22 protein-coding genes are annotated in these 25,916 nt (G+C 35.3%); 18 read left to right on the forward strand and 4 right to left on the reverse strand.

Going from position 1 to position 25,916, the window contains the following annotated elements; genetic code table 11:
• Window positions 1-17: 17 nt before the first annotated feature.
• Window positions 18-917: a hypothetical protein gene (locus AXY_RS04595; RefSeq protein WP_015009623.1), complete on the forward strand. Its 900-nt coding sequence runs from the start codon at window positions 18-20 to the stop codon at window positions 915-917.
• Window positions 918-1,032: 115 nt separating this feature from the next.
• Window positions 1,033-1,827 carry a phosphotransferase family protein gene (locus tag AXY_RS04600; RefSeq protein ID WP_015009624.1) on the forward strand — a complete coding sequence of 265 codons (795 nt, stop codon included), beginning with the start codon at window positions 1,033-1,035 and terminating at the stop codon, window positions 1,825-1,827.
• A 40-nt stretch (window positions 1,828-1,867) separates the two neighbouring features.
• Here the strand turns inward: AXY_RS04600 and AXY_RS04605 are convergent, their stop codons facing one another.
• The gene (locus tag AXY_RS04605; RefSeq protein WP_015009625.1) at window positions 1,868-2,188 is read right to left on the reverse strand and encodes a PepSY domain-containing protein; all 321 of its coding nucleotides are present in this window, start codon (window positions 2,186-2,188) and stop codon (window positions 1,868-1,870) included.
• 151 nt (window positions 2,189-2,339) lie between these two features.
• On the opposite strand from AXY_RS04605, the gene AXY_RS04610 reads away from it, so the two are divergent.
• From AXY_RS04610 to AXY_RS04665, 12 genes are all read left to right on the forward strand, one after another.
• Window positions 2,340-3,407 carry a M42 family metallopeptidase gene (locus AXY_RS04610; RefSeq protein ID WP_015009626.1) on the forward strand — a complete coding sequence of 356 codons (1,068 nt, stop codon included), beginning with the start codon at window positions 2,340-2,342 and terminating at the stop codon, window positions 3,405-3,407.
• A 65-nt stretch (window positions 3,408-3,472) separates the two neighbouring features.
• Window positions 3,473-3,997 carry a DUF84 family protein gene (locus AXY_RS04615; protein ID WP_015009627.1) on the forward strand — a complete coding sequence of 175 codons (525 nt, stop codon included), beginning with the start codon at window positions 3,473-3,475 and terminating at the stop codon, window positions 3,995-3,997.
• Between the two features lie 79 nt (window positions 3,998-4,076).
• Window positions 4,077-4,592: a hypothetical protein gene (locus AXY_RS04620; RefSeq protein WP_015009628.1), complete on the forward strand. Its 516-nt coding sequence runs from the start codon at window positions 4,077-4,079 to the stop codon at window positions 4,590-4,592.
• 121 nt (window positions 4,593-4,713) lie between these two features.
• Complete coding sequence (locus AXY_RS04625) at window positions 4,714-5,754, forward strand: PTS transporter subunit IIC (protein ID WP_015009629.1); 1,041 nt, start codon at window positions 4,714-4,716, stop codon at window positions 5,752-5,754.
• Window positions 5,755-5,774: 20 nt separating this feature from the next.
• Window positions 5,775-6,095, forward strand: a complete 321-nt coding sequence (locus AXY_RS04630) for a thioredoxin family protein (RefSeq protein ID WP_015009630.1) — start codon at window positions 5,775-5,777, stop codon at window positions 6,093-6,095.
• Between the two features lie 113 nt (window positions 6,096-6,208).
• Window positions 6,209-7,036 carry a DUF1444 domain-containing protein gene (locus AXY_RS04635; protein WP_015009631.1) on the forward strand — a complete coding sequence of 276 codons (828 nt, stop codon included), beginning with the start codon at window positions 6,209-6,211 and terminating at the stop codon, window positions 7,034-7,036.
• A 2-nt stretch (window positions 7,037-7,038) separates the two neighbouring features.
• Entirely contained in the window at window positions 7,039-7,644 is a 606-nt protein-coding gene (gene ytpR, locus AXY_RS04640; protein ID WP_015009632.1) for a YtpR family tRNA-binding protein, read from the forward strand.
• Window positions 7,645-7,772: 128 nt separating this feature from the next.
• Window positions 7,773-9,884: a DNA translocase FtsK gene (locus AXY_RS04645; RefSeq protein ID WP_015009633.1), complete on the forward strand. Its 2,112-nt coding sequence runs from the start codon at window positions 7,773-7,775 to the stop codon at window positions 9,882-9,884.
• 122 nt (window positions 9,885-10,006) lie between these two features.
• Window positions 10,007-11,116 carry a nicotinate phosphoribosyltransferase gene (locus AXY_RS04650; RefSeq protein WP_015009634.1) on the forward strand — a complete coding sequence of 370 codons (1,110 nt, stop codon included), beginning with the start codon at window positions 10,007-10,009 and terminating at the stop codon, window positions 11,114-11,116.
• 103 nt (window positions 11,117-11,219) lie between these two features.
• The gene (murC, locus tag AXY_RS04655) at window positions 11,220-12,518 is read left to right on the forward strand and encodes a UDP-N-acetylmuramate--L-alanine ligase (RefSeq protein WP_015009635.1); all 1,299 of its coding nucleotides are present in this window, start codon (window positions 11,220-11,222) and stop codon (window positions 12,516-12,518) included.
• A 177-nt stretch (window positions 12,519-12,695) separates the two neighbouring features.
• Entirely contained in the window at window positions 12,696-13,118 is a 423-nt protein-coding gene (locus AXY_RS04660) for a DUF948 domain-containing protein (RefSeq protein ID WP_015009636.1), read from the forward strand.
• A 34-nt stretch (window positions 13,119-13,152) separates the two neighbouring features.
• Window positions 13,153-13,638, forward strand: coding sequence for a YtxH domain-containing protein (locus AXY_RS04665; RefSeq protein WP_015009637.1), 486 nt, complete (start codon window positions 13,153-13,155; stop codon window positions 13,636-13,638).
• A 277-nt stretch (window positions 13,639-13,915) separates the two neighbouring features.
• On the opposite strand, the gene AXY_RS04670 is transcribed toward AXY_RS04665, so the two are convergent.
• On the reverse strand, window positions 13,916-15,655 hold the full coding sequence (locus AXY_RS04670) for an IS1182 family transposase (protein ID WP_015009638.1): 1,740 nt from the start codon (window positions 15,653-15,655) through the stop codon (window positions 13,916-13,918).
• A 297-nt stretch (window positions 15,656-15,952) separates the two neighbouring features.
• Entirely contained in the window at window positions 15,953-18,088 is a 2,136-nt protein-coding gene (locus AXY_RS04675; RefSeq protein ID WP_041450107.1) for a cell division protein FtsA, read from the reverse strand.
• A gap of 302 nt (window positions 18,089-18,390) precedes the next feature.
• On the opposite strand from AXY_RS04675, the gene AXY_RS04680 reads away from it, so the two are divergent.
• The 4 genes from AXY_RS04680 to motS all read left to right on the forward strand — a co-directional run bounded on the left by AXY_RS04680 (window position 18,391) and on the right by motS (window position 22,350).
• Entirely contained in the window at window positions 18,391-19,455 is a 1,065-nt protein-coding gene (locus tag AXY_RS04680) for a bifunctional 3-deoxy-7-phosphoheptulonate synthase/chorismate mutase (protein ID WP_015009640.1), read from the forward strand.
• A 238-nt stretch (window positions 19,456-19,693) separates the two neighbouring features.
• Complete coding sequence (ccpA, locus tag AXY_RS04685; protein ID WP_015009641.1) at window positions 19,694-20,689, forward strand: catabolite control protein A; 996 nt, start codon at window positions 19,694-19,696, stop codon at window positions 20,687-20,689.
• 88 nt (window positions 20,690-20,777) lie between these two features.
• On the forward strand, window positions 20,778-21,602 hold the full coding sequence (gene motP / locus AXY_RS04690; protein ID WP_015009642.1) for a flagellar motor protein MotP: 825 nt from the start codon (window positions 20,778-20,780) through the stop codon (window positions 21,600-21,602).
• The gene (motS, locus tag AXY_RS04695) at window positions 21,589-22,350 is read left to right on the forward strand and encodes a flagellar motor protein MotS (protein ID WP_015009643.1); all 762 of its coding nucleotides are present in this window, start codon (window positions 21,589-21,591) and stop codon (window positions 22,348-22,350) included. The genes motP and motS overlap by 14 nt, the downstream gene beginning before the upstream one ends.
• A gap of 456 nt (window positions 22,351-22,806) precedes the next feature.
• Here the strand turns inward: motS and AXY_RS04700 are convergent, their stop codons facing one another.
• Window positions 22,807-25,800 carry a transglycosylase domain-containing protein gene (locus tag AXY_RS04700; protein ID WP_015009644.1) on the reverse strand — a complete coding sequence of 998 codons (2,994 nt, stop codon included), beginning with the start codon at window positions 25,798-25,800 and terminating at the stop codon, window positions 22,807-22,809.
• Window positions 25,801-25,916 lie beyond the last annotated feature (116 nt).

Raw genomic sequence — 25,916 nt, forward strand, 5'->3', positions numbered from 1 at the left:
AAAGGAGCTAGATGCCAATGGGGCAGTTGATAAAATTAGAAAATTATATTTCACGTTATCAAAATGATGTATACCATTATCCAGGTCACTTCATTCGCTTAAAACAGGAAAACTGGAAAAGTTTACTCGATCTATGGCAGCAAAGACAAGAAGAACTAAAATTGGAGTCCACGATAGAGGAAAAGTCAAGTTCATCTATTTTTAAGCGTTTAAATGACCTTTTGAAAAAAGATCAAACTTCTGAAATAGATTATGAGCAAGATTCAATACCAGAAACTGAAGAACAACTTAAACGCTTTTTCTTGGATTCTATTTTTAAATTTCAATTAAATTGGGCTTCAACAACTTTAACTCAGATGTCGTTTTTAGATCATAACTATCATCACGATTTAAGATTAAAGTATTTTATGCAAAGATTCCCTGATACATATTTATTTATGTATCGTCCAGTTTTCAAATTAAAAAATGCGGCGGTTGATGCAGATATAATCATGATTACACCAATAGATGTTCAGGTGATTAATGTCGTAGAAATGTCATCAGATCATACGATTATTGCAGGTGATGATCGATCATGGTTTAGTGAGCATAATCGTGTTAAAGCGAAATTTTTAAGTCCAATGCTCTCATTAAAAAGAACTGATAAAATTATTCGTTCTATTTTTGATTTTTATGGAATAGAGATGCCGATAAAAAAAGTTGTACTATCTAGAACAAATCAGATAAAATTTGATTTAGAGCCATTTCAAACGCAATATATTGATCGTGATCAACATGAAAGTTGGCTTATGCGACAACGGCAATTAAGCTCTCCGTTAAAACATCAGCAATTAAAAGTAGCTGAAGTATTACTAAAGCATTCCGACACAGTTTCTGTTTATCGACCAGAATGGGATCGAAATGAAGGAAAAGAATAAAATCAGGAAAAATTCCTCTTGATCTTTACCCTCTTGATGGGGTAATCTAGAATTGGACTTTTTTTTGAACTTATTAGATTAATAAAATGCTAGCTTAATTGTGAGGTGAATTCCTGTGCAACATGTATTAGGTAAAGATTGGGTAATTAAATCTGCTGGTGGCTCTAGTGGTGAAGCGTACTATGCGCAATCTAAACAAAAGCGTATATTTTTAAAGAGAAATTCTTCACCGTTTCTAGCAGTTCTATCTGCACAAGGAATTGTTCCTAAGTTAATTTGGACAAAACGTTTAGAAAATGGCGATGTCATTACTGCACAAGAATGGCATGATGGCAGAGAGATGCAACCTGAAGTGATCCATCACCCTAAAGTTGCGGAATTATTAGGTCGGATCCATCATTCTGCAGAATTGCTTGACATGCTCACCCGAATGGGCAAAAAGCCATTAAGGCCAACAACGCTTTATCGAGAAATTGAACAAACTGTGTTAGAAAATGATAGAACTAACTCAGATCTAATTATTAATGATGCACTTGCTTGGATGCGAGCACAACTTTCCAAACTTATTCATATAAAACCAGTTGTCTGTCATGGTGATTTAAACCACAACAATTGGCTGATTACTAATAAGGGACAACTTTATTTAATTGACTGGGATAATGCCGCAATCGGTGATCCAGCAATTGATTTAGCCATGCTATTTTCTACTTATGTTGAGAATAAAGAGTGGGATACGTGGTTAATGAATTATGGTGTGAAGGGTAATCGATCATTGTATCTTCGGATTCATTGGTATATGCTCTATCAAGTAATAAGAGAAATACATTCTTCAAATGAAGATGAATATCAAGTACAAAAAGCAAGATTAATAGAAATGCTAGCAAGAGCTAATAATTATATAACCCAATAATAAAGAGATAACTTATATAAAAAGTTATCTCTTTTATTATTTAAATAATGTTATTTGTTTCCTCTGTTGAAATAATTGTTCCGGTATGGGCATCTACATAAAATTCATACTGTTTGTTTTCTTCGTTAATCGTTCGAGTAATCCCACCACGGTAAACAAGATAATTTAAGCCGTGCAATGTGATTTCTTCGCTTTTCATATAGATCCAAGAGCCACTAACAGCTCCGCCTTCTTTAAATTTTTCCTTTGCTATTTTTAGTGCTTGTTCTGCTTGAATAGGCATATCATTAATTTTTGATTTTGCAATATAACCAATTGTAATGCCGAGCCCTAAAATGCCCAACGCCTTCTTCCAATTCATCTACTTCACCTCGAATATTAAAGTTAATGATAGTATACCTTATTTAACTCTAATAAGAAAACAGCTTGGACGAGATTTCTTAAAAAGTGGAAAAGAATTTGATCTTTCGATACAATAAAGCATGAGGTTATAAAATGGGAGGTTGTACATATTGAAACAAGAAACCTTGGATATGTTTAAAACATTGACAGAATTACAAGGAGCGCCAGGAAACGAACACCTTGTACGTCAATATATGCGAACGGAGTTAGAAAAATATTCTGATGAGATCATTCAGGATCGTCTAGGTGGCATTTTTGGTGTTAGAAAAGGTAAAGGACCTAAAGTTTTAGTGGCTGGTCACATGGATGAAGTCGGCTTTATGGTTACTCAAATTACGAAGAACGGTATGATCAAATTTCAACCATTAGGTGGTTGGTGGAATCAAGTCATGTTGGCTCAACGTGTACAAATCATGACTGACAATGGTCCGGTTATTGGTGTGATTGGTTCAATACCACCACATAACTTAACGCCTGAACAACGTGCGAAGCCTATGGAAATGAAAAATATGTTGATTGATATTGGTGCGGATGATGAAGAAGATGCAAAAGCAATTGGTATTCGACCTGGTCAATCGATTTTACCGGTTACACCATTTACACCAATGAGTAACCCTAAAAAAATATTAGCTAAAGCATGGGATAATCGCTACGGTTGCGGTCTTGCGATTGAATTATTAAAAGAGTTAAAAGACGTAGAGTTACCGAATGAGCTTTACTCTGGAGCAACAGTTCAAGAAGAGGTTGGCTTACGTGGAGCACAGGTAGCGGCTAATATGATTAAGCCAGATATCTTTTATGCGCTTGATGCGTCTCCAGCAAATGATATGTCAGGTGATGATAAAGAGTTTGGTCAAATCGGTAAGGGAGCCTTATTACGTATTTTTGACCGCACGATGATCACTCATCGAGGTATACGTGAGTTTGTATTAGATATTGCTGAGTCTAATAATATTAAATACCAATACTTCATTTCTCAGGGAGGAACGGACGCAGGGCGCGTTCATCTTTCAAACGATGGTGTACCTTCAGCAGTTATCGGTATTCCATCACGCTATATTCACACACATGCATCAATTATTCATGTAGATGACTATGCAGCTGCGAAAGAACTAATCGTTGAGCTAGTTAAGCATACAGATGCTAATATGGTGGAATACTTAAGAAATAATAGTTAAAAAAGTGGGGTATCCCACTTTTTTTATGTCTTCGACTATTTTTCGAGGAGGATAAATTATAACGTATGAAAATAATCATTGGTTCACAAAATAAAGCTAAAATAACAGCTGTAAAAAATATATTTAGAACAAGTGAAATTATCGGCATCCAAGCTCCTTCTGGAGTATCTGATCAGCCCATGTCTGATCAAGAGACACTAACCGGATCTATCAACCGTGCAAGGTATTGTCAGGAATCTGAACTAGGTGTAATTGGCATTGGCTTAGAAGGTGGAGTGATGCAATTAAATCATCAGTTGCTCTTGTGCAATTGGGGAGCATTGGTTGATCCATCAGGAAATGTCTATATAGCAAGTGGAGCAAGAATTCCATTGCCAGATCAAATTACTAAAGCTTTGCGATCAGGTCGTGAATTAGGTGAAATTATTGATGAATTTGCGAAAAAAGAAAATGTCCGCCATCATGAAGGGACGATTGGGATATTAACGAACGAAGAACTGACCCGTAGTGAAATGTTTGAGCATGTGGTTAAACAATTAAAAGGGCAATATATGTTGGCAAAACAACAATATAATGTGGATAAAATATGAAGAATAATTCAAAAGATTTGTTATTCTACTTTGTTGTAGTAATATGGTTGTGAATATTTTTTAAGAAAGGAGGCCAATCATGGTTAAAAAAATAATGAGCCTGCTCATCATTGGTTTTACAGTCATGATTGTTTCTGGATGCGGGCTTTCAGAAGAAGAAGTGATTGAAAATATTAGTGAGACGATGCACGAAGCTTTTAATCGTCAAAGTCCTGAACCTAACAAAGACATTGAGAATTTTAAAATATATTTTCCCGAAGATCATACGATTATCGAAGAATCTGAGGGTAATTTGATCTTTGATACACAAGATCAAACTTATATTTTATTTTATAATGTGTTAGAACCACCTACAAGTGATGCATTTTATTTAGCGGAAGAAAGAAGAGGTAATTATCTCTTTTTAGAAAGCTATCAAGATGATGAACGCTTTCTATATGTTAAGGTTAGTGAAGTAGATCGTGATTATGAGCTTCAAGTCGGTATGGGTGGCTTACGCTTAACAGCACAGACAGATTTAAAAGAGTTAGAAGAAACGTTCAATCAAATGGTAGACATGATTAATTCTATTGAATTAGTTAAAATTGAAGAATAATAAGTAATATCATGCAAACTCTAGCTATATTAGCTAGAGTTTTCTTTATTACTTAACTACTGTCTTGTCAGTTGTATAATCTTGTTGTAAAATAAATGAGAATTGAAAAGGGGGAATTAAAATGCAAACATTTCTAAAAAGAAAAAATATTGAATTATCCGCATATGCTTATTTTATTACTGCGTTAAGTTACATGGCATTAGGTTTATTCTCATCTCTCATTATTGGACTTATCATTAATACGCTTGGAGAGCAACTTGAGCATTTTCTTGGTGCTTCTTCAATTAGTGAGTTTTTCATTGAAATGGGTACATTCGCAATGGATGGTAAAATCGTTGGTGGTGCAATTGGGATTGCTGTTGCTTATAGTTTAAAAGCACCACCACTTGTGTTATTTTCTACTTTATTTGCTGGTGCATTTGGTTATAGCTTAGGTGGTCCAGTTGGTGCTTACGTTAGTGTTATATTTGCGACAGAGTTTGGTAAAATAGTTTCAAAGGAAACTAGAGTCGACATAATCGTAACACCTCTTGTCACGATTGTGGTAGGATATGTAGTAGGGAAATTTATTGGCCCGCCGATAGGTGCTTTTATGACTGGCTTAGGTGAAATAATTAACTGGTCAACGAATCAACAGCCATTCGTAATGGGGATTATTGTGTCTGTATTAATGGGCTGGGCGCTAACAGCACCAATCTCTAGTGCTGCGATTGCAATTATGCTATCGCTAGACGGTCTAGCCGCAGGTGCAGCTGTGATCGGTTGTTCAGCACAAATGGTAGGATTTGCTGTGAGTAGCTACCGCGAAAATGGAGTTGGTGGACTACTCGCACAAGGGATTGGGACTTCAATGCTCCAAGTTGCCAATATCATTAAGCGTCCATTGATCATGATCCCACCAACTGTTGCCTCGATAGTTATGGCACCGATTGGAACAGTATGGCTTCAAATGACTAATAACCCATCAGGAGCAGGCATGGGAACTTCGGGGTTAGTTGGTCAAATGATGGCCTTTCAAACAATGGGTTTTACTTTCCCGGTTTTTCTACAAGTCTTATTCGTTCATATTATTGGTCCAGCTCTTGTCAGTCTACTTGTTTCTGAATGGATGAGAAGAAAAGGTTTAATTAAATATGGCGATTTAGCACTTGTATATGATTAAAATCTAGGGGGATTATTTAATTGAAAAGTTTACAGACAGAAGCACAATTCTACGAACTATTAGAAACAGGGAAAACTGTATTTTTATTTACTGCTGAATGGTGCTCAGATTGCCGAGTAATTGAACCGTTTTTACCAGAGTTAGAAGAGACGTTTAGTGATATCACATTTATCTCAGTAGATCGTGATCAATTTATCGATCTGTGTATAAAATATGATATTTTCGGCATTCCTAGTTTCTTAGCTTTTGATCAAGGAGAAGAAGTAGCTCGTTTTGTGAGTAAAGATCGAAAGACTCGTGAGGAAATTGAAGCCTTCTTATCAAAGATAAGTGCAGCCTAAAATCAAAATAAAATTTTAATAAAAGCGCCTAAGGGTGCTTTTATTTTCAACTAAATGAAAGTCATGTTACAATATACTACGAAAATTAAAAGACCTCGAAAAGGGACGATATCATGGCTATAACAACACTTCAACTAAAAAAGAAACTTGATCAGATGTTTTCAGAAAATGAGTGGAGAACATCTTTTAAACGTGACAAGGATCAATATCGAGTTGAATGGAAAGATACAGGCAAAGGTGTTAATATTGCATTACCTAACCTTGTAGCTAAGTATGAAAAGCATGGTGAACAGGCAATTAAAGAGATCGTATCTCATGTAAAATTGTCATTACAAATGATAAGTCAAAAGGCGGAGTTAATTGGAAATGAAAAAAATATTTTCCCAGTAATCCGTAGTACTTCTTTTCCTAAAGAATCTAAAACGGGGAAAAAGTTAGTTTACCAAGACCATACAGCTGAAACACGGATATATTATGCAATTGACTTTGGCCAAACCTATCAATTAATCGATCAGGATTTGCTAGATCAAGCAAATTGGTCAGAAAGTCAGTTGAAAGAAATGGCGACATTTAATTTGAGATCATTACCAATAGATTTGAAAAAGGATACAGTAGCTGGAAATGATTTTTATTTTGTGTCAGCAAATGATGGCTATGATGCAAGTAGAATTCTAAATGAATCCTGGCTAATTGAAATGAAAGAAAGAGTAAAAGGCGAATTAGCACTTGCTGTGCCACATCAAGATACATTAATTATCGCAGATGTACAAAATGATATGGGCTATGATATTCTAGCACAGATGGCGATGCAATATTTTGCTGAGGGACGCGTCCCAATTACAGCTTTATCTTTTCTGTATGAAAATAAAAAGCTAGAGCCAATATTTATTTTAGCAAAGAAAAAACCAATCGATCAAAAAAATAAGCAAAAGGATGAGTGAAAATGTTGATTTACTATAATACAGTTGGAATCGGTGATGTACTATTGATACCTTTAAAGGAAGGGAATCGAGATACGACTGATTTTCGTAAATATGGCGATGTTGTAGAGATTTATGATACAGAATCAAACCAAATTAACGGCTACAATATTTTTAATAGCTCAAAGTACATTGAATTAACAGATGGAAAACATGAATTAACTGAGGAATTATTAAAGCAAATTAATGAGATCTTTGAAAAAAACGGTGCGCCTAATCCATTAGAAGTTGATTTGTCACCTAAATTCGTAGTCGGTTATGTAAAGTCAAAAGAAAAACATAAAAATGCAGATAAATTAAGTGTCTGTCAAGTTGATTTAGGTGATGAAACGGTACAAATCGTCTGTGGAGCAGCTAATGTCGATGCTGGTCAGCACGTTGTCGTTGCAAAAGTAGGGGCGGTTATGCCGAGCGGAATGGAAATAAAAGAAGCAAAATTAAGAGATGTAGATTCATATGGCATGATTTGCTCTAAGAAAGAATTAGGATTACCTACCTCACCAGAAGAAAAAGGAATTTATGTTTTATCAGGTGACGTTGAAGCGGGTCAACCGTTTAAATTTAATTAATTCAGTCAAGCGTAAAAGAGCCGAATTCTTTTACGCTTTTTGTCGTTGAATAAATGACTAACGGAAGATTCTCTTGATAAAGTCTGTTAAAATAAGAAGTAATGATTGTTATGGAAGAGTGAAAGCTAATGAGAGAAAGATTTATCGGTAAAATTAAGCAATTTTTTTCTTCTGAGCAACAAGAGGAAAAACAAGTCGCAATACCAAAGCAAAAAAGTAGTGAAACTATTAAAGCAAGAGTATCTTACCAATATCCGAAAAATGACTCTTTCCGTTTTCCAATGCCAATAGATCAACCGACAGTAGGGGATATGGAACGTGAGACAATAAGGCGTGATCGTCGTTATCACGAACGCCAAATTGAAGCCCCAGTTCCATCTACGAAGCGACCATTTAAGCCATCTGTGGTTGCTTCACCAATTCATGGATTCCAATCATATGAACATGATAATGAAGATTTACTAGATAAGCCAGCATTTTTACGACGTGACCGTGAATCTCGGATCAAGGACAGATTACAAAATGCAGAAGTTGATAATCAACAAGATAATCGTCAAAGTGAACCTGCAGTTGATGTTGATCTAAATGAGTTAATAAGTGAAAAACGTAAGAGTCAGATAACGAGTGATATGCCGTTACTAAAAGAGAAAGTTCAGCATACTGAAACCGAACCAGACGATAAGTTGGAACATCAAGAACCAGTGATTTCAACTAAAGATACAAAACAAGAACAAACATCACGAATACAAGAAAAAATGAGGCCATACAATGTCATCATGACACCTAGTGATAAGCGCCGATTACGTGAAAAAAAGATTCAACAAGTTAGCACAGAAAAACGTGAATTACCAAGTTTACATCTGTTAAATGATCAGCCAACTGGTTTAAATCAAGATCAAGCATGGATTGATGATCAAGCAAAAAAACTAACAGAAACGTTGGCTGAATTTAATGTAAATGCACAAGTAGTTAACGTGATGCAGGGACCTGCTGTCACTCGTTTTGAGATTAAACCTGAAATGGGCGTTAAGGTTAGTAAAATTCGTAATTTAAGTGATGATATTAAGCTAAATATGGCGGCAAAGGATATTCGAATCGAAGCACCAATCCCAGGGAAAAACGCAGTAGGGATTGAAATACCAAATAAAGTGGCTTCACCAGTAAGCTTGCATGAGATTTTTGCTACTGATCAATTCAAAGAAGCTAAATCGCCGTTAACCATTGGATTAGGCTTAGATATTGCTGGGCGACCAGTGATAACGAATATTAACAAAATGCCGCATGGATTAATTGCAGGTGCAACAGGATCAGGAAAAAGTGTTTGTATTAACACGATCTTAACTTCCATCATTTTCAAAGCAACACCAAGAGAAGTTCGATTGTTATTAATTGACCCGAAAATGGTTGAACTGGCATCGTATAATGATATCCCACATCTAGTATCACCTGTTATTACCGATGTGAAAGCTGCTACCCAAGCATTAAAGTGGGCAGTAGAAGAAATGGAAGAACGCTATCAGAAATTTGTTCAGACAGGTGCTCGTGATATCAATCGCTACAATCAAAAGATGCTAGAGCAAAATAATCCTGAAGGAAAAATGCCTTATATCGTTATTGTAATTGATGAGTTAGCAGATTTAATGATGGTCGCACCACAGGATGTTGAAGATTCAATTAGCCGGATTGCTCAAAAGGCTAGAGCTTGTGGGATCCACTTAATCCTTGCTACACAACGTCCATCAGTCGATGTTATTACTGGCTTGATTAAAGCAAATATTCCAACACGAATCGCATTTAGTGTAGCATCTCAAATTGATTCAAGAACGATTATTGATCACGCTGGAGCAGAACGATTATTAGGAAAAGGCGACATGCTATTTGTTGAGAATGGTGCTAGACACCCATTAAGGGTTCAAGGTGCATATGTATCTGATGAGGAGATCGACAGAATTACCGCAGATGCGCGGAAAAGAGAACAAGTAAATTATTTATTCGAGCAAGAGGACTTATTAGAAAAAATTGAACAAGAAGAAAGCGAAGATGAACTCTACGAAGATGTCGTTGCATTCGTACTAGATCATAATAGTGCTTCTACATCACTATTACAGCGTCGTTTTAAAATTGGTTATAACCGTGCTGCAAGATTGATTGATACATTAGAGTATAATGGTATCATATCTGGTCAAAATGGTAGTAAACCTAGAACAGTTCTTATCTCAAAAGAAGACTACCATTCATGATCACCAATTATTAATTTCTAGCAATTGCTCATTTGATTTAGTGCTTGAGTAATCTTATGTTTTCTTATATGATAAACAAAATGACAACAATCTTTAGGATAAGTTAACGAGGTGTTTTACCAATGGAAAAAGAACTTACGAGAAAATTAAATGGCGAGATTGATCGACTAACGAACGAAACATTTAAATTTGATCAGCGCCTAAAAGAGGGTTGGTTTTCAGCTGTCTATTTCTTAAAAACTAAAGAAATAGCTGAGAAAACAAAGCCTAATAATGAAGTTGTTATGCAGTTTTTCCAAAAAGAGAATGCAGTATTGTGCGGTACAGATGAGGCTATCGCATTACTACATACATTTGCAGATAACCCAGAAAATCTTGAGATCCATTCATTAAAGGATGGAGATAAGATTTCTCCATTTGAAACGGTACTAACAATAAAGGGACCTTATCAATCATTTGGTTATTTAGAAGGGGTTATCGATGGAATCCTAGCAAGACGTACATCCGTGGCAACAAATGTATATAATGTTGTAAAGGCGGGACGAACATCAGGTAAGCAGAAGCCGATTATATTTATGGGTGATCGTGATGATCACTACACGCAACAGGCTGGTGATGGTTATGCTGCATTTATTGGTGGATCTACTGCTCAAGCCACACATGCTATGAATGAGTGGTGGGGTAAGACGGGAATGGGTACGATGCCACATGCATTGATTCAGTTATTTGAAGGAGATACCGTTGCTGCTGCCAAAGCATATCATGAGGTGTACCCTGAAGATGATTTAACCGTATTAATTGATTACAATAATGACGTCATAACAGATGCTTTAAAAGTTGCTCGAGAATTTGGCGATACGTTAAAGTGTGTCCGTTTAGATACATCAAATAATATGGTTGACAAATATTTCTTAAGAAATGCACATCTATTAGGTAAATTTGATCCACGTGGAGTTAATCCAGAATTAATCTTTGCATTAAGAAAAGCTTTAGATGATGAGGGTTATCATCATGTGAAGATTATGGCAAGCGGTGGTTTTACAGAAGAGAAAATTCGTATGTTTGAAAAACGAAACGTACCAGTTGATTTATATGGGGTCGGTAGAAACTTATTAGATATAAATATTGGTTTTACAGGCGATAACGTTATCTTAAACGGAAAGCCAGAGTCCAAAGCAGGACGTCAATATCAACCGAACCCAAGATTAGAAAAAGTAGAATATAAAAAATAAATGCTGTTCAAACTGTGAACGAATTAATTTTATGATATAATAATTTATTGGTTAATCATTGTTATTTACTTTGAATGTAGAAAAACCTTGGAGGTACACGTTTATGACTACTTACCATTTTATAGGCATTAAAGGAACAGGTATGAGTGCACTTGCTCATATCTTATATGACGCTGGTAAAAGTGTTCAAGGTTCAGATGTCAACAAAACATTTTTCACAGATGCAGCATTAAAAGAAAAAAATATACCTATTTTTCCATTTGCTAAAGATAATATTAAAGAAGGATTTACGATAATTGCAGGTAACGCATTTTCTGATGAACATGAAGAAATTGTAGAGGCTAAGAGGCTAGGTTTACCGATTTATCGTTATCATGACTTTCTAGGTGAATGGCTAAAGAATTATAAAAGTGTAGCCGTAACAGGCTCACACGGCAAAACATCGACAACAGGCTTATTAGCGCATGTTTTAAGTCAAACACATCCAATATCTTATTTAATTGGTGATGGAACAGGATTAGGGCATCAAGATAGTGATTATTTTGTATTTGAAGCATGTGAATATAAGCGACATTTTTTAGCCTACGAACCAGACTATTTGATTATGACAAACATTGACTTTGATCATCCAGACTATTTTTCAAGTATTGATGATGTCTTTTCAGCGTTTCAAGAAATGGCACATCAGGCGAAACAAGGCATTATTGCTTATGGTGACGATGATCATCTACAAAAAATTCAGGCAAAAGTTCCAGTGGTTTATTACGGATTTAGCGATACAAATGATTTTCAAGCAAAAAATGTGGTTGAAGTCGAGGGAGGAACACAATTTGATGTATATGTAAGACATCATTTTTATGAAACCTTCACAATACCGATGTATGGAAATCATAATGTATTGAATGCTCTTGCTGTCATTGCTTTATGTCACTATGAGGGTATGAACGCAGAAGATATGAAGCATTTAGCTACTTTCTCAGGAGTAAAGCGCCGTTTTTCAGAATATAAGTTGAATGATCAAATCATTATTGATGATTATGCACACCATCCTAAAGAGATTGAAGCAACGATTGAGTCAGTCCGTAAGAAATACCCAGGCTTGAAAGTAACAGCAATTTTTCAGCCCCATACTTATACTCGGACGAAGATATTCTTAAACGAGTTTGCACAAGCTTTATCGCTTGCTGATGAAGTATTTTTATGTGATATTTTTGGCTCAGCACGTGAAGCCGATAAGAAACTATCCATTGAAGATTTGCAAGTTTTAATACCCGAAAGTAAGTTACTTACAATTGATACTACCGATCAGTTAAAATTAAATGAAAATGGTGTATTAGTATTTATGGGTGCGGGAGATATTCAAAAATTCCAAAAAGCATATAAAGAGTTAGTGACAGAATAGTCAATTAAACAACCGCTCAAAAATACATCTATGTTTGTAGTGTTTTTGAGCGGTTTTTATCCATGTATAAATTAGTTAGTTAAGGATCATTTTATAAGAAGAGCATGTTTATTAGTTGTTAAATAGGGTAAATAACACTAAGTTAATAATACATACATATATAAAGGAGACGATTTAATGGAAAACCTTCTATACATCTCAGCAATTATTTTTGCACTAGCATTTGTTGCTTTAGTTGTATACTTAATCAAAGTATTAAAAGAAACTGAACGGACTATGAGTAGTGTTGCCAATACACTTGAAGGTCTAGAAAAACAGATGGTTGGCATCACAACAGAAACTACTATATTATTAAACCGAACGAATGCTTTAGCTGAAGATATTAGTGATAAATCACAACGTTTAAATGGATTAGTTGATAGTGTGACGGGATTAGGTACAACAATTACAGGATTTAATCAGTCACTACAACAATTCTCAAAATCCGTTACAGGTATCGCATTAGATAATACTGAAGAAACAGCCCAACTAGTAAAATGGGGCACAGTCATCATGGAGTTAATCAATAAAAGAAAAAGTAAAAAGAATAACTCAATCTAATAAATCATAAATATCAATGAGGAGGAATGATCAAATGACAAACAACAGTAATAAAAACGATAATATTAATGCAAAAGACTTTTTAATTGGATCTTTAGTCGGAACGTTAGTAGGTGCTTCCTTAGCGCTTTTATTCGCACCTAAATCGGGTAAAGAACTTCGACAAGATATCAATAAAGGTGCTCATGAATTAAAAGATAAAGCGCATGAATTAAAAAACGTAGCTTATGAAAAAACAGACGAACTAAAAAGTTACGCTAAAGAACAAACAGCTCACCTACAAGAAGTAGTTAGCGAGAAAACACAAGGCTTACAAGATAAATATCAAGAAGCTAAAAAGATCGTGAAAAATAAGGCTGAGGATCTACAAGAAAAACTAGAATTCAAAAAAGCTGAAGCTAAAGACAAAGTAGAAGATGCAAAAGATAAAGTGAGTGACAAAGCTGAAGCGGTAGTTGAAGCATCTGAAAAGGTTAAAGAAGCTGTTGAAGAAGCGATAGAAGACGTAAAAGAAAAATAAAGTTCTATAATTTTTGGTGTTGGTGAGTTCTTTTTTCGAATTCGCTGGCACCTTTTTTGTGTTTCCATAGTAAAAGGCCCATAGATTCCTTTAGAATTAAGTTGACGAAAAACAGCAGGTGAAATACACTCGCTTTCCGCGGGCACGGCTTTTAGCTAACTAAGGCAAGCAAAGATCGCTTGCCTTAGTGGATCTTCAGCTCGTGCAGTTCCCGCAGGAGTCTCGTGTATTTCACCTTTGATGAACAAGTTGTATCTTAATTAAACTTAATATAAATTTATTCCCGACTAAATATAAAACCTACCAACACTATTTGACATTGAACAAAAAATAATAAAAAAGAGGCTGGGACATAACCAGTCTTAGATGAGAAAAATTGCGGAATCAACATTGAATTGTTGTTTCCGCAATTTCTATTTTGTTTTGGATTGTTAGGATTATTTTCATTTTGGATTTTGGCGGTATACTTTCTTAAGTTTACCGCCATTAAGGCAAATGCTAATTCATTTTCTACTTTCGATTTTCCTCTAACGGAAAATCGAGTGAACGACAAATTAGCCTTCAAGAATCCAAAAACTGGTTCAACATCTATTTTGCGTTTTTTATAAATGTCTCCAGTTTCTTCTTCCGAAAGCTTAGTTCTTATATATTCTTTTTGCTCTTCCCACTTTTTATTAATAAACAACCTTCGATTGTTCCCCTCTTTTGCTTTTGTGCAATGAGAGCGTAATGGACAATCATTACAATTTTCAGATTGATATACCCTAAATTCCCTTGTAAATCCATAACGATCTGTACGATTAAAAAAGTACTGGAAAGTTAATTTTTGTCCGTTCGGACAAACGTAATAGTCATGCTCTCCATTGTACTCCCAATTGTCCGTCTTAAATGGATCATTCTTATATTTTCTTTTCTGCTCTTTCCTATAACTGTTATATGTAATAAGAGGTGTCCGGTTGCGATTCTCTAAAACATCATGATAATTTTGTTCACTACCATATCCAGCATCAGCGACGATATAGTCAGGTAAATCAAAAAAGTGCTTTTCAATTTTATCTAAAAAAGGAATGAATGTACGTGTATCCGTTGGATTTGGAAAAACATCGTAAGCAAGCGTGTATTGACCTTCTGTTGCGATTTGAACATTGTATCCAGGCTTCAATTGTCCATTCCTCATATAGTCATCTTTCATACGCATAAAAGTAGCATCATGATCGGTTTTAGAATAACTGTTTCTTTCTCCAAATATATCCATATCTTGTGCGTATTTCTTCTTTCGATCAATAAAGTCCTTTATTCGTTTCAATGCTTGCTTAGGAAACTTTCTCTCTGAACGAATTTTTTTACGTTCACTTCCAAGTTCACATTCCTCAATTTTCTTATTATAATCGTTCACCGTTTCTTCTAATCTTTCAGCTATTTCTTCAAGTTCAGTAATGGAAAGTTCGTCAGGACTTTCACGTTTAATTTCCGGGATAATTTCTTTTTCAAGTAGCTCATCATATATTTTATTTGAGTTTTCGATTAACTTCTCACTATAATTTTTAACTGCTTTTTTCCATACAAAAGTAAATTTATTTGCATTAGCTTCAATTTTTGTTCCATCAATAAATATTGCATCATGATCGATGATTTTTTCTTCAACCAATTGACAGCGAAATTGGATGAATAATTGTCGTAATAATTCTTGTACATCTGGATCGACTCGGAAACGATTGATTGTGCGATAACTTGGTTCATAACCTTGTGCAAGCCACATCATACGAATACTGTCTTTGAGGAGAGCTTCGATTTTCCTGCCGGAAAATACTGATTGAGAGTAAGCACATAATGTTATTTTTAACATCATTCGTGGATGATATGAAGGACGACCTGTTTTTCGAAGAAAATTTTCAAAAGCTTCTTCAGGAATACTCTCTACTAAATCATTAATGACAAAAGCAATATCATTTTCCTGAAGTTTCACTTCCAAATCTATAGGCAAAACCAATTGATTCATGTTATAATTTTGATACATAAAGGGCACCTCCGGTAGTTATTGTGTGGTACTTTAATTTTACCAAAAGGTGCTCTTTTTGTTGAATAAAATTATGTATATTGACTGGAACGAAAGACATTTGACTCCAGCGGGAAAAGAACGTGTCCGAAGATCACTGTATCGACTCTGGAGGAGTCGATACAGAAGCTGAGGCCGTTCCCGCGGAAAGCAAATGTCTGAAGTGGAGGTCAATATTTTTCATAAAACAACGGTGTACAGTCTTATACTGAACACCGTTGTTATTTTACTGGGTTTTGTCCCAGCCCCTTTTTTTTGTTAAAATATAATCTCGATTTGATCATTGTTTTCTAGTGGGTCTAAAAATGTTGTCGGCTCGCCATTTTTAAGAATGCGAAGATTTGCTTTAACTTGTGATAAGTCAATCGAAATAAACCTGAACAAATCTTGAAAAATAAATGGTTCATCATCAAGCTTCCGTACAGTAAGCCTATCTCCAGATTTAACGAGATCAGACCTCGAAAGGGTACGATTATCTTGCTCGATGACCGTAACATCCTTATCAAGTGTAATGCGTTGCCCGTTATAAACGACATTGATTGTTTCTTTCATTTGAATGTTTAATACTTGAACAAGATCATCGACAGTTACTTGCTTAGTCGAGCTTAAATTAATTTGATCATTCGGTTTTAAAGTATGCGTTAAGCTACCTGGTCTGCCGTTGATTTCAATCTGACCAGAAAATTGTTCAAGCACTGTATACTCATCATTGATATAGACAACATACTTATCTAAATTGGATAACATTGATTGCTTACCTATAAGATGGAGCCAATCTGCTAATGTCGTCGTATTTTGCACAGTCAGTAAATCATGATCTTGTAACTGATAATCAAGATTTACTTTACGATCATTTACATAGAGACTTGGCTCAACATGGTATACTTCACCATTAAAATGAATGGAAAATTGATCATAATCATCAACAATTTCTCTTACTGTTACATTTGGTTCTTCTCCATCTGCACCTTTTCGAACATGTAAAATATCGCCGTGCTTGATCGGATGATCTACACTAATAGACTCACCATTTAGTTCGAGTTGTGGTGGTTTTCCATATGTACCTGGTAATGTAACTGTGTGGCCATTAAACTTGATCATATACGCCATTCCAGGACGACCATACATTTTATCTATTTCAATCCCAGCAGCGAGTAAACAATCTCCAACGGTTAATTGATTCATGTCAAATAAGCGAACAGCTCGATCATTGACTGTAACACTAATGTAGTGGACAGGGTTTTGCTTTGCTGCGATTCCAATTCCAATCGGTGTAATAAATAAAGGTCCAGATGGAATCTCTACAAGTGCTTCAAAATTTTTGATTGCGTCGATACCTCGCGTTGCAATTCGATTAGGAGGTAAATTTAAGTATGTGCTAATGGCTTGCTCTAACCGTGGAGTTAAGCTTCCTCCACCAACTAACATAATAGCCATTGGCGGCTGATTATTTAGTAAAAGGATTTCATCTGAAATACATTTAGCTAAACTATTAATTGCTGGTTCGATGTCTTTTGCTAATTGGTCTAATGAAACAGTCTGTTCAAATCCAAGTATATCAGTCATATTTGTTGATCCGTGTGTCGTTATATCACGTTTAACTCGTTCTGCCTCATTAAAGTCTAGTAAATAGTGATCGCTGATTGCTTCTGTCATTTCATCGCCAGCCTTAGACACCATTCCATAGGCAGTTACCGTACCTTCCTTCGTTATCGCAATATCACTAGTCCCTGCACCAATATCAACTAAAGCAATATTAAGTCGTCGCATAGATTCAGGTATCAGCACATTAATTGCTGCAATTGGCTCTAATGTTAGTGCCTCCATCTCTAAATCAGCATGCTGTAGGGCTGAAAGTAATGACTCGACCACAACCTTCGGTAAGAAAGTTGCGATAATTTCAACTTCTGCTAGTTTACCTTCTTGATCAATTAAAGAACCGATAGATTGATTATCTAAGCGATATTCAAGTACAGAATACCCGACACAGTAATAGTGCGTATCATTGTTTTGATTAGATTCTTCAATTGCTAAATCATGTTGAGCTTGCTGAACAGCACTGTATTCAAGGAATAAAATATCCTCTTTACTCATAAGTGGCTGTTGTTCAATCTCCTTAGAAATGCTTGTCCGTTTTGTTTTTAATGCACGCCCTGCTGCCGCGACACTGACTTTTGTTAGTTTAATTGAGTGTCGATTCTCGAGTTCTGTTTTGACTTTTTTTATCACGTCAGCTACGAGGGCAATATCATGAATTTGACCGTCTATCATCGAGCGTTTCGAATGTTCTTTCATCACGTAATCAATCAATTTATAACTGTCAACATGATCTTCTATTAACAATCCAATGACTGATCGTGTTCCAATATCAAGTGTAAAAATCATTTCACTCATCATTTTTTATCCTTTCATACCCGATACTCATACTAATCAGTTTAGCATATTTAAATCGTTCTATAAATGAATTGCTTTGATCTTTTTCGTTGTTTGAAATGATAATTCTTTATTTAAGGTGATAGATTAGTTGACTTAATTAAGAGAAAATACAAAATATTTTAACAATATAGTGACAAGTGAGCATTTTTTAGCTATAATGATTTTTAATTCTTATTTAATTAGTCGTGTCAGCTTAGCTAGACGAATTTTTTAATGACAGCATATTGGATAAATAAAAGTAAGGGATTGGGGGACTTATAGTGAGTAAAGCAAAATTGGAACAATTGAGAAGTGAGTTAGACAAGGTTAATCTTGAAATCTTAGAATTGATTAACAAACGAGGCGAATTGGTTAAACAAACAGCACAAGCAAAAGAAAATCATGGTGCAGACAAGAATTATGACCCTGTTAGAGAACGAGACATGCTAGAGTTAATTAAGAAAAACAACACAGGTCCTTTTAAGAATGCAACAATTATCCATCTATTTAAAGAAATCTTTAAAGCAGGCCTAGAATTACAAGAGAAAGATCATACGAATGATTTACTTGTATCACGAAAACACAAAAATGATAATACGATCATTGACGTCAACGGTGCGAAATTTGGTGATGGTGCTCCTCACTATATTTTTGGACCTTGTGCAGTAGAAAGCTATGAGCAAGTCGCACAAGTCGCTGAGCAAATTAAAAATAAGGGATTGAAGATTATTCGTGGTGGCGCATTTAAACCAAGAACTTCACCTTACGATTTCCAAGGTTTAGGATTTGATGGATTGAAAATCTTAAAAGAAATTGCTGATGAGTTTGGTTTAGCTGTTGTGAGTGAGATAGTAAGTCCTTCAGATGTTGAAAAAGCAGCTGAATACTTAGATGTGATTCAAATCGGTGCTCGTAATATGCAAAACTTTGAATTACTAAAAGCAGCTGGAGAAGTAAATAAACCTATTGTCTTAAAACGGGGTATGTCAGCAACGGTGTCTGATTTTATTAATGCGGCAGAGTATATCCATTCACGTGGTAATGGTGAGATTATCTTATGTGAGCGTGGTATTAGAACGTATGAAACTTCTACGAGAAACACATTAGATATCACAGCAGTACCAATTCTAAAACAAGAAACACATTTACCTGTCATTGTAGATGTAACACACTCTACTGGTCGAAGAGATCTTCTTATCCCTGCAGCTAAAGCGGCCTTAGCAATTGGTGCTGATGGTATCATGGCAGAAGTTCACCCAGATCCAGCAGTTGCCCTTTCTGATGCTCAACAACAGATGGATTTTGATCAATTTGATCAATTCTACAACGAAGTAGTCAAAAAATAACAGACACTTAGACCCAAGTTAATTCCGTTATTAGGAATAATGAGGGTCTTTTGTTTTGCTTTGAAAAATAATAACAGACTAGATTCAAATAATTTGCTATACTATAAGGTAGAAAACTGGTCACAAACTGCTTGAATGGCGTATAATTAGTCAGGTTGTCTCAAGTATGGAAAAGCATGAATTATGCTATACTGTAACTATTATAAAAGTAAAATATTTTTAAACGGAGGTTACTGAAATGAACGTAACAATATACGATGTTGCTCGAGAAGCGAATGTATCTATGGCTACAGTTTCTAGAGTTGTAAACGGAAATCCAAATGTAAAACCCGCTACGCGGAAAAAAGTATTAAAAACAATTGAAGAATTAGGCTATCGTCCAAATGCAGTTGCTAGAGGATTAGCAAGTAAACGTACGACAACTGTCGGAGTTATCATTCCAGATATTTCGAATATGTTTTTAGCTGAATTAGCTCGTGGAATTGATGATATTGCCAATATGTATAAGTACAACATTATCTTAAGCAACTCTGATCAAAATATCGATAAAGAAATTAAATTGATTAATAGTATGCTTGAAAAACAAGTTGATGGTATTGTTTATATGGGAAGTAAAATTCAGGATGAGCATTTAAAAGAATTTAAAACGTCACCAGTTCCAATTGTTCTTGCAGCAACAATTGAACCTACTAATGCAATTCCTTCTGTTAATATTGATTATGAAGCAGCTGGTTATGCCGCAACTAAGCTATTAATTGATAATGGTCATAAACAAATTGCCTTTATCACTGGTACTGATGAGACAACAGCAAATATAGCTAAGTCGGTTGGTTTTAATCGTGCGCTAGAAGAAGCGGGTCTATCTGTTAGTCCTGATTTCATTTATTCAGGTGATTTATCTTATGATTCAGGTGTTAAAGCAGTTGAAGAGTTATTTAAGTTAGATAATAAACCAACAGCTATCTTTGCATCATCAGATGAAATTGCCTTAGGTGTAATTCATGGTATACAAGATCTTGGCTTAAGCGTGCCAAATGATGTTGAAGTGATTGGATTTGATAATACACGTTTAGCAACAATGATTCGTCCAACACTTTCAACTGTTGTTCAGCCAATTTATGATATCGGTGCTGTCGCAATGCGATTACTGACTAAATATATGAATAAGGAAGAAGTGGAATATTCTAACGTTATTTTACCGCATCAAATTATTAAAAGAAACTCAACAAAATAATAAACTTTCCGATAATAGAAGTACTAGTCTTTATATGAATTTGTAACATCAGAGAAAAAGATAAGTATTCATGTTGGGGAGAGAGTTTATGAAACGTAGAGATATTTTAACATCATTTGGTATTTTATTTGGACTTCTAATGATTTCCTTTGGTATCTTTTCAAGTGCTGGTTTAAAGGGATTTCTAAGCTTTATCAATATACCATCCTTAATTATTGTATTAGGTGGGGTTATTGCTGGGATTCTGATTAACTTTAATGTCGATCAAGTAAAGCTTATGGGTAAAGTTGTTAAGGAATCATTTAGGAAGAACCATTATGATCTTCCTGAATTAATCGCCTTATTTGAACAGTTATCTGAAAGAGCCCGAAGAGAAGGTTTATTAGCGTTAGAAAATGAATTAGAGGAAGTAGAAGATCCGTTTATTAAGAAAGGTGTTCTGCTTGCAATTGATGGTATTGAACCAGAAGTTATTCAAGATATTATGAATGCTGAAATAATCGCAATGGAGGATCGTCATACTGTTGGACGTAAGATTCTTCAAAAAGCCGGTGAATATGCTCCAGCATGGGGAATGGTGGGGACTTTAATAGGCCTTGTTTTAATGCTTATTGATTTAAATGATCCATCTATGGTTGGTCCTCAAATGGCTGTTGCTTTAATCACAACTTTTTATGGTGTTGTTTTAGCCAATTTAATTTTCTTACCAATGGCTAGTAAGCTTGAAACTAAGACAGATGAAGAAGTCTTTATGAAGCAAATTATTATTGAAGGTGTTATAGGTGTCCAATCTGGGCAAAACCCACGTATTCTTAAAGAGAAGTTAAGTGCATTTTTATCAAGCGATATGAGAAAACGTCGTAATGAATTAAATGAAGATTCGGTGGGTGAGTTATCAAATGAAGCGTCGTGATAAAAACACACAAGAAGGTGGAAGTGCAGGTTGGATGACCACATACTCAGATTTGGTCACATTACTACTATGTTTCTTTGTTTTGCTATATTCAATGTCACAGCTTGATATTGCACGTTTTGAAGCGGTGGCTGAATCATTTCGTAATCGAGTAATTTTCTTTGATGGTTCACCATCAAAGATCGATTTTGAACAGACTGGTGAAAGTGCAACAATTCGCGAACCGAATAAGGATATTGAAAAAGATAATATCCTTGATCCAGATAGAGTTACGTCAAACCAACGTTCGTTGGAGGAACTCTTGAATGAAGTTGAAGGATTTCTAGAAGAAAATCAATTACGAGATGTAATTTCAGCAAATCGAACTGATCAAGGTGTAGTACTTATACTACAAGAACGAATTCTCTTTGATTCGGGACAAGCAGAGTTAAAACCTGACGGGTTACCGTTTTTAGATAAAATATCGCTATTATTAAGTAAAATACCTAACTATGTTCGTGTAGAGGGTCATACAGATAATCGACCGATTTCAACAGTACAGTACCCATCAAACTGGGAATTGTCTGGTGCTCGTGCGAGTAGTGTAATTCGTCACATTCTAGATTCAGGTGAGTTTAATCCTTCGCGATTTATAGCTGCTGGTTATGGTGATACAAGACCGATTGTACCAAATACATCATCAGAAAACTGGCAAAAAAACCGTCGTGTTGAAATTGTAATCTTAGAATTATCAGAAGGTCAAAATTAATAAATATGAACGTATATGAAAAGCAATAGAGCACTTAGCTGTCGGAGATCCGACGCTAAGTGCTCTGTTTTTTTGCTTCAAAGTCAAGTATTGTTGGTAGGTTTTATAATTAGTCGAGAATAAATATATATTAGCTTTAATAAAGATACAACTTGTTCACCGCAGGTGAAATACACTCGCTTTCCACGGGCACGGCTTTTAGCTAACTAAGCAGTTTTCTCTTGCTTTCGTTCCTCTGTAACTGTAAGGGATCTAACCCTTCCTCCTTAATATTAAATGTTTTTCGTATACAAAGAGCGTAGGCTATGTAGATTCTCCTTTAAATTGGTTTTCGTCAACTAAATTATAAAGGAATCTACTGGCCTTTTTCTATGGAAACACAAAAAAGGTGTCAGTGAATTCGAAAAAAGAACTCACCAACACCAAAAATTATAGAATCTGTTTTACGCTAAATATTTATTCACCATTTTCAGGAGTATCATTACTATCTCCGTTATCAGGTTCCTGTTTGTTATCGTTATTTCCAGGTTTGTCGTCTGGTTTATTATTCCCTTTGGAATCATCATTTTTCTTATCTGGTGCTTTATTGTCATTACCTTTATCTTTGCCTTTATCTTTGCCTTTATCTTTATCCTTGTCCTTATCATCATCAAATTTACCATCAATATAGACAGTACTTGGCTCAGATTCTCGTCCGAAGTAATCAACGGCAACGACAGTATAAAGAGCAGGCTTATTACCAACATTTAACTCAGTCTCAATGGTTGATTCAACAAACTTAAATGTTTCATCCTCTGGACTGTTAGCTCGGTACACACGGTAACCAACAATATTGCGACTTGATGGAGCACTCCACTCCAACTTGTTTCCAGATTTAGATAATGATTGTGGAGCACTTGGTGCCTTACCAGTATCCTCTATATCACTTGCCTCTAGTTCTGGGAATTCAATACCTTCCCAGGCAGGGTTATTAATTGGAATCAATTGACTTAAGTCTCCAAATTTATCATAACCCATTTCACTTAACCATTTAGGGTTAAAGATTATACCATCACCTTGGATAAACTCACGTGGTGTTTTATCACCAGGAATGACAGCTTTATCGTCAACTAATACGTAGTTACCTTCAATTAAGCTGTTATCTTCACCACTAGGTAAATATTTTGCATTAAAGATATCTGAACCTACCAATCCAAGCGATTTTGCAACTCCTGAAGGTGGTAAACCAGAGACTAAAGAGAATGATCGTGAAACGATTCCTTCAGGTTGTTTGAATCGATTAGATGGTGCCATTAATTCTGGATCAATTTCTGTAGCTGCGTTAACTAACTGTGCCCAGTAAGCTTGGTTTCGTCCACTATATCCATCATCAAGTGACTGACGATAACCATAACCCATCCATGTTCCGAGTGTGACATTAGGGTTTGTTGCAACAAACCATGCATCGACAAGATCGTCAGACGTACCCGTTTTACCAGCCCAATCGACATTAGGGTATCTTAAGTTTGCTCGAGCAGTACGTCCAGTACCTTTAGCAAGTACATCACGCATAATATCAATAATTAAGTAACTTGTTTGAGGACTAAATACATCTACAGGCTCAACTTCATGTTGATAAACTACTTCACCATCAATTGTTTCAATTTTCTCAATCATATAACCTTCAATAAATTTACCGTTATTACCAAATGTAGAAAAAGCGCTAGTGTTTTCTTCTACTGTTGCTTCAAAGGATCCTAAAGCCATTGATGCATAAGAATATTGACTTTCAGGAATATGATCAAATCCCATTTTTACTAAATAATCTGGTACTGGGTTATGTTTAGATAATAAATCAATATAACCATAAGCTGTAGAGACGTTATATGAATGTGTCATTGCAGTTCTAGCTGTAACTAAACCATAAAATCTACTGCGATTAAAGTTACTTGGGCTCCATGTATTCGTACCGTCAAAGTAATTAAATTTAGCATCAGGTAAAATTGATCCCGGTTGAAGTGTACCTTCTTCAAATGCAGGAGCATAGACAATCAATGGTTTTGCTGTACTACCTAGTTGTCGTCTAGCAGTACCAACAGCAAAGTTAACGTTATCTCGTTCAAAATCACGACCTCCAACAAACGCTATGATAGCGCCAGTTGCGTTATTTCTTAATACAGCACCAGCCTGTTGTTGCTGTACGAGGGGAACTAATTCACCTGTTTCAGGATCTTCGGTCATAATTGTTTTAGTTTCATTATTTTCACGTACAATCGCTGTTTTATCTCGACCATAATTATTATAATTTGCTGTTACTTCTTGAAAAACATCGTAAATCTCTTTGTTGATTGTCGTATGAATTTTGTAGCCACCTTGTGAAATTTCACGAGCGGCTTTAATTTGATATTGTTCATTCAGATCACTATTTGATTTCAACTCTTCAAGGGTATAGCCGTCTTCAAGTGCAAGTTTTTCTTTGAAAATAATTTCAACACGTCTACGTACTTCCTCAGATAAGTATGGATATTCTTCATAAGCGGAAGGTTTACGTTTTGTAAAACTAGCTACTAGGTCAAATTTTAATGCCTCTTCATATTCTGCTTCTGTAATATATCCTCCAGAGAGCATTCTTGATAATACCGTCTCCATCCGATTTAAACCAGCTTCCAGTCCTTCTTCTGATTTAAGTACACCGATGTTTGTGAATGGACTGTAAGCAATTGGACTTTGTGGTAAACCAGCTAAATAGGCTGCTTGGGCAAGATTGACTTCATTTGCATTAACACCAAAAATACCTTGTGCTGCTGTTTGAATTCCAGCGATGTTTCGACCATTAGCATTACGCCCAAAAGGTACAATGTTAAGATAAGCTTCTAAAATCTCATCCTTTTCCAGAAAGTTCTCTAATCTCATAGCTAGAACAATTTCTTTAGCCTTACGATCGAAGGAAACTTCATTTGTTAGAATTTGATTTTTAATAATCTGTTGCGTTAAGGTACTTCCACCAGTCTGGACATCTGATCCTGTTACCTCTTGGAATACTGCTCTTAATATTGCTTTTGGAACAATTCCTTCGTGCGTTTCAAAGTATTCATCTTCAGTTGCAATAATTCCATTAATAATATCTTCTGAGACTTGATCTAACGTTGTAACTTCACGATGAAGATCAGAACTAACTTCTCCTAAATAGACATTATTTGCGAAATAAATCTCAGATGTTTCTTCGTAATTATAAATTGCATTAACCATTTCTTCACTTGGTCGCAAAGGCTCGTCCTTTATGAGTGAGGCGAAATAACCAGCACCGATCCCACCAATAAAGAAGAATCCAAGTAAACCTATGACGATAAAATAGAGGATAATATTCCAAATGACATCATAGGATATTCGGAAGAATCTTTGGATAACACCCTTATCAATAAGTGCAATTACTTTTCGACCAAATTGCTTTAATCTATCTTGAAAATTCATATGATTACCTCCTAAATTTCCAATTAATATTATAACATATTTACCTAGTTGTCATTAGATTTTTGTAAATATTATTTCATTTGATCTTGCGTTTGTCATGAAAATGTGATAATAAT

Source organism: Amphibacillus xylanus NBRC 15112 (genome assembly GCF_000307165.1).
Taxonomy (GTDB): Bacteria; Bacillota; Bacilli; order Bacillales; family Amphibacillaceae; genus Amphibacillus; species Amphibacillus xylanus.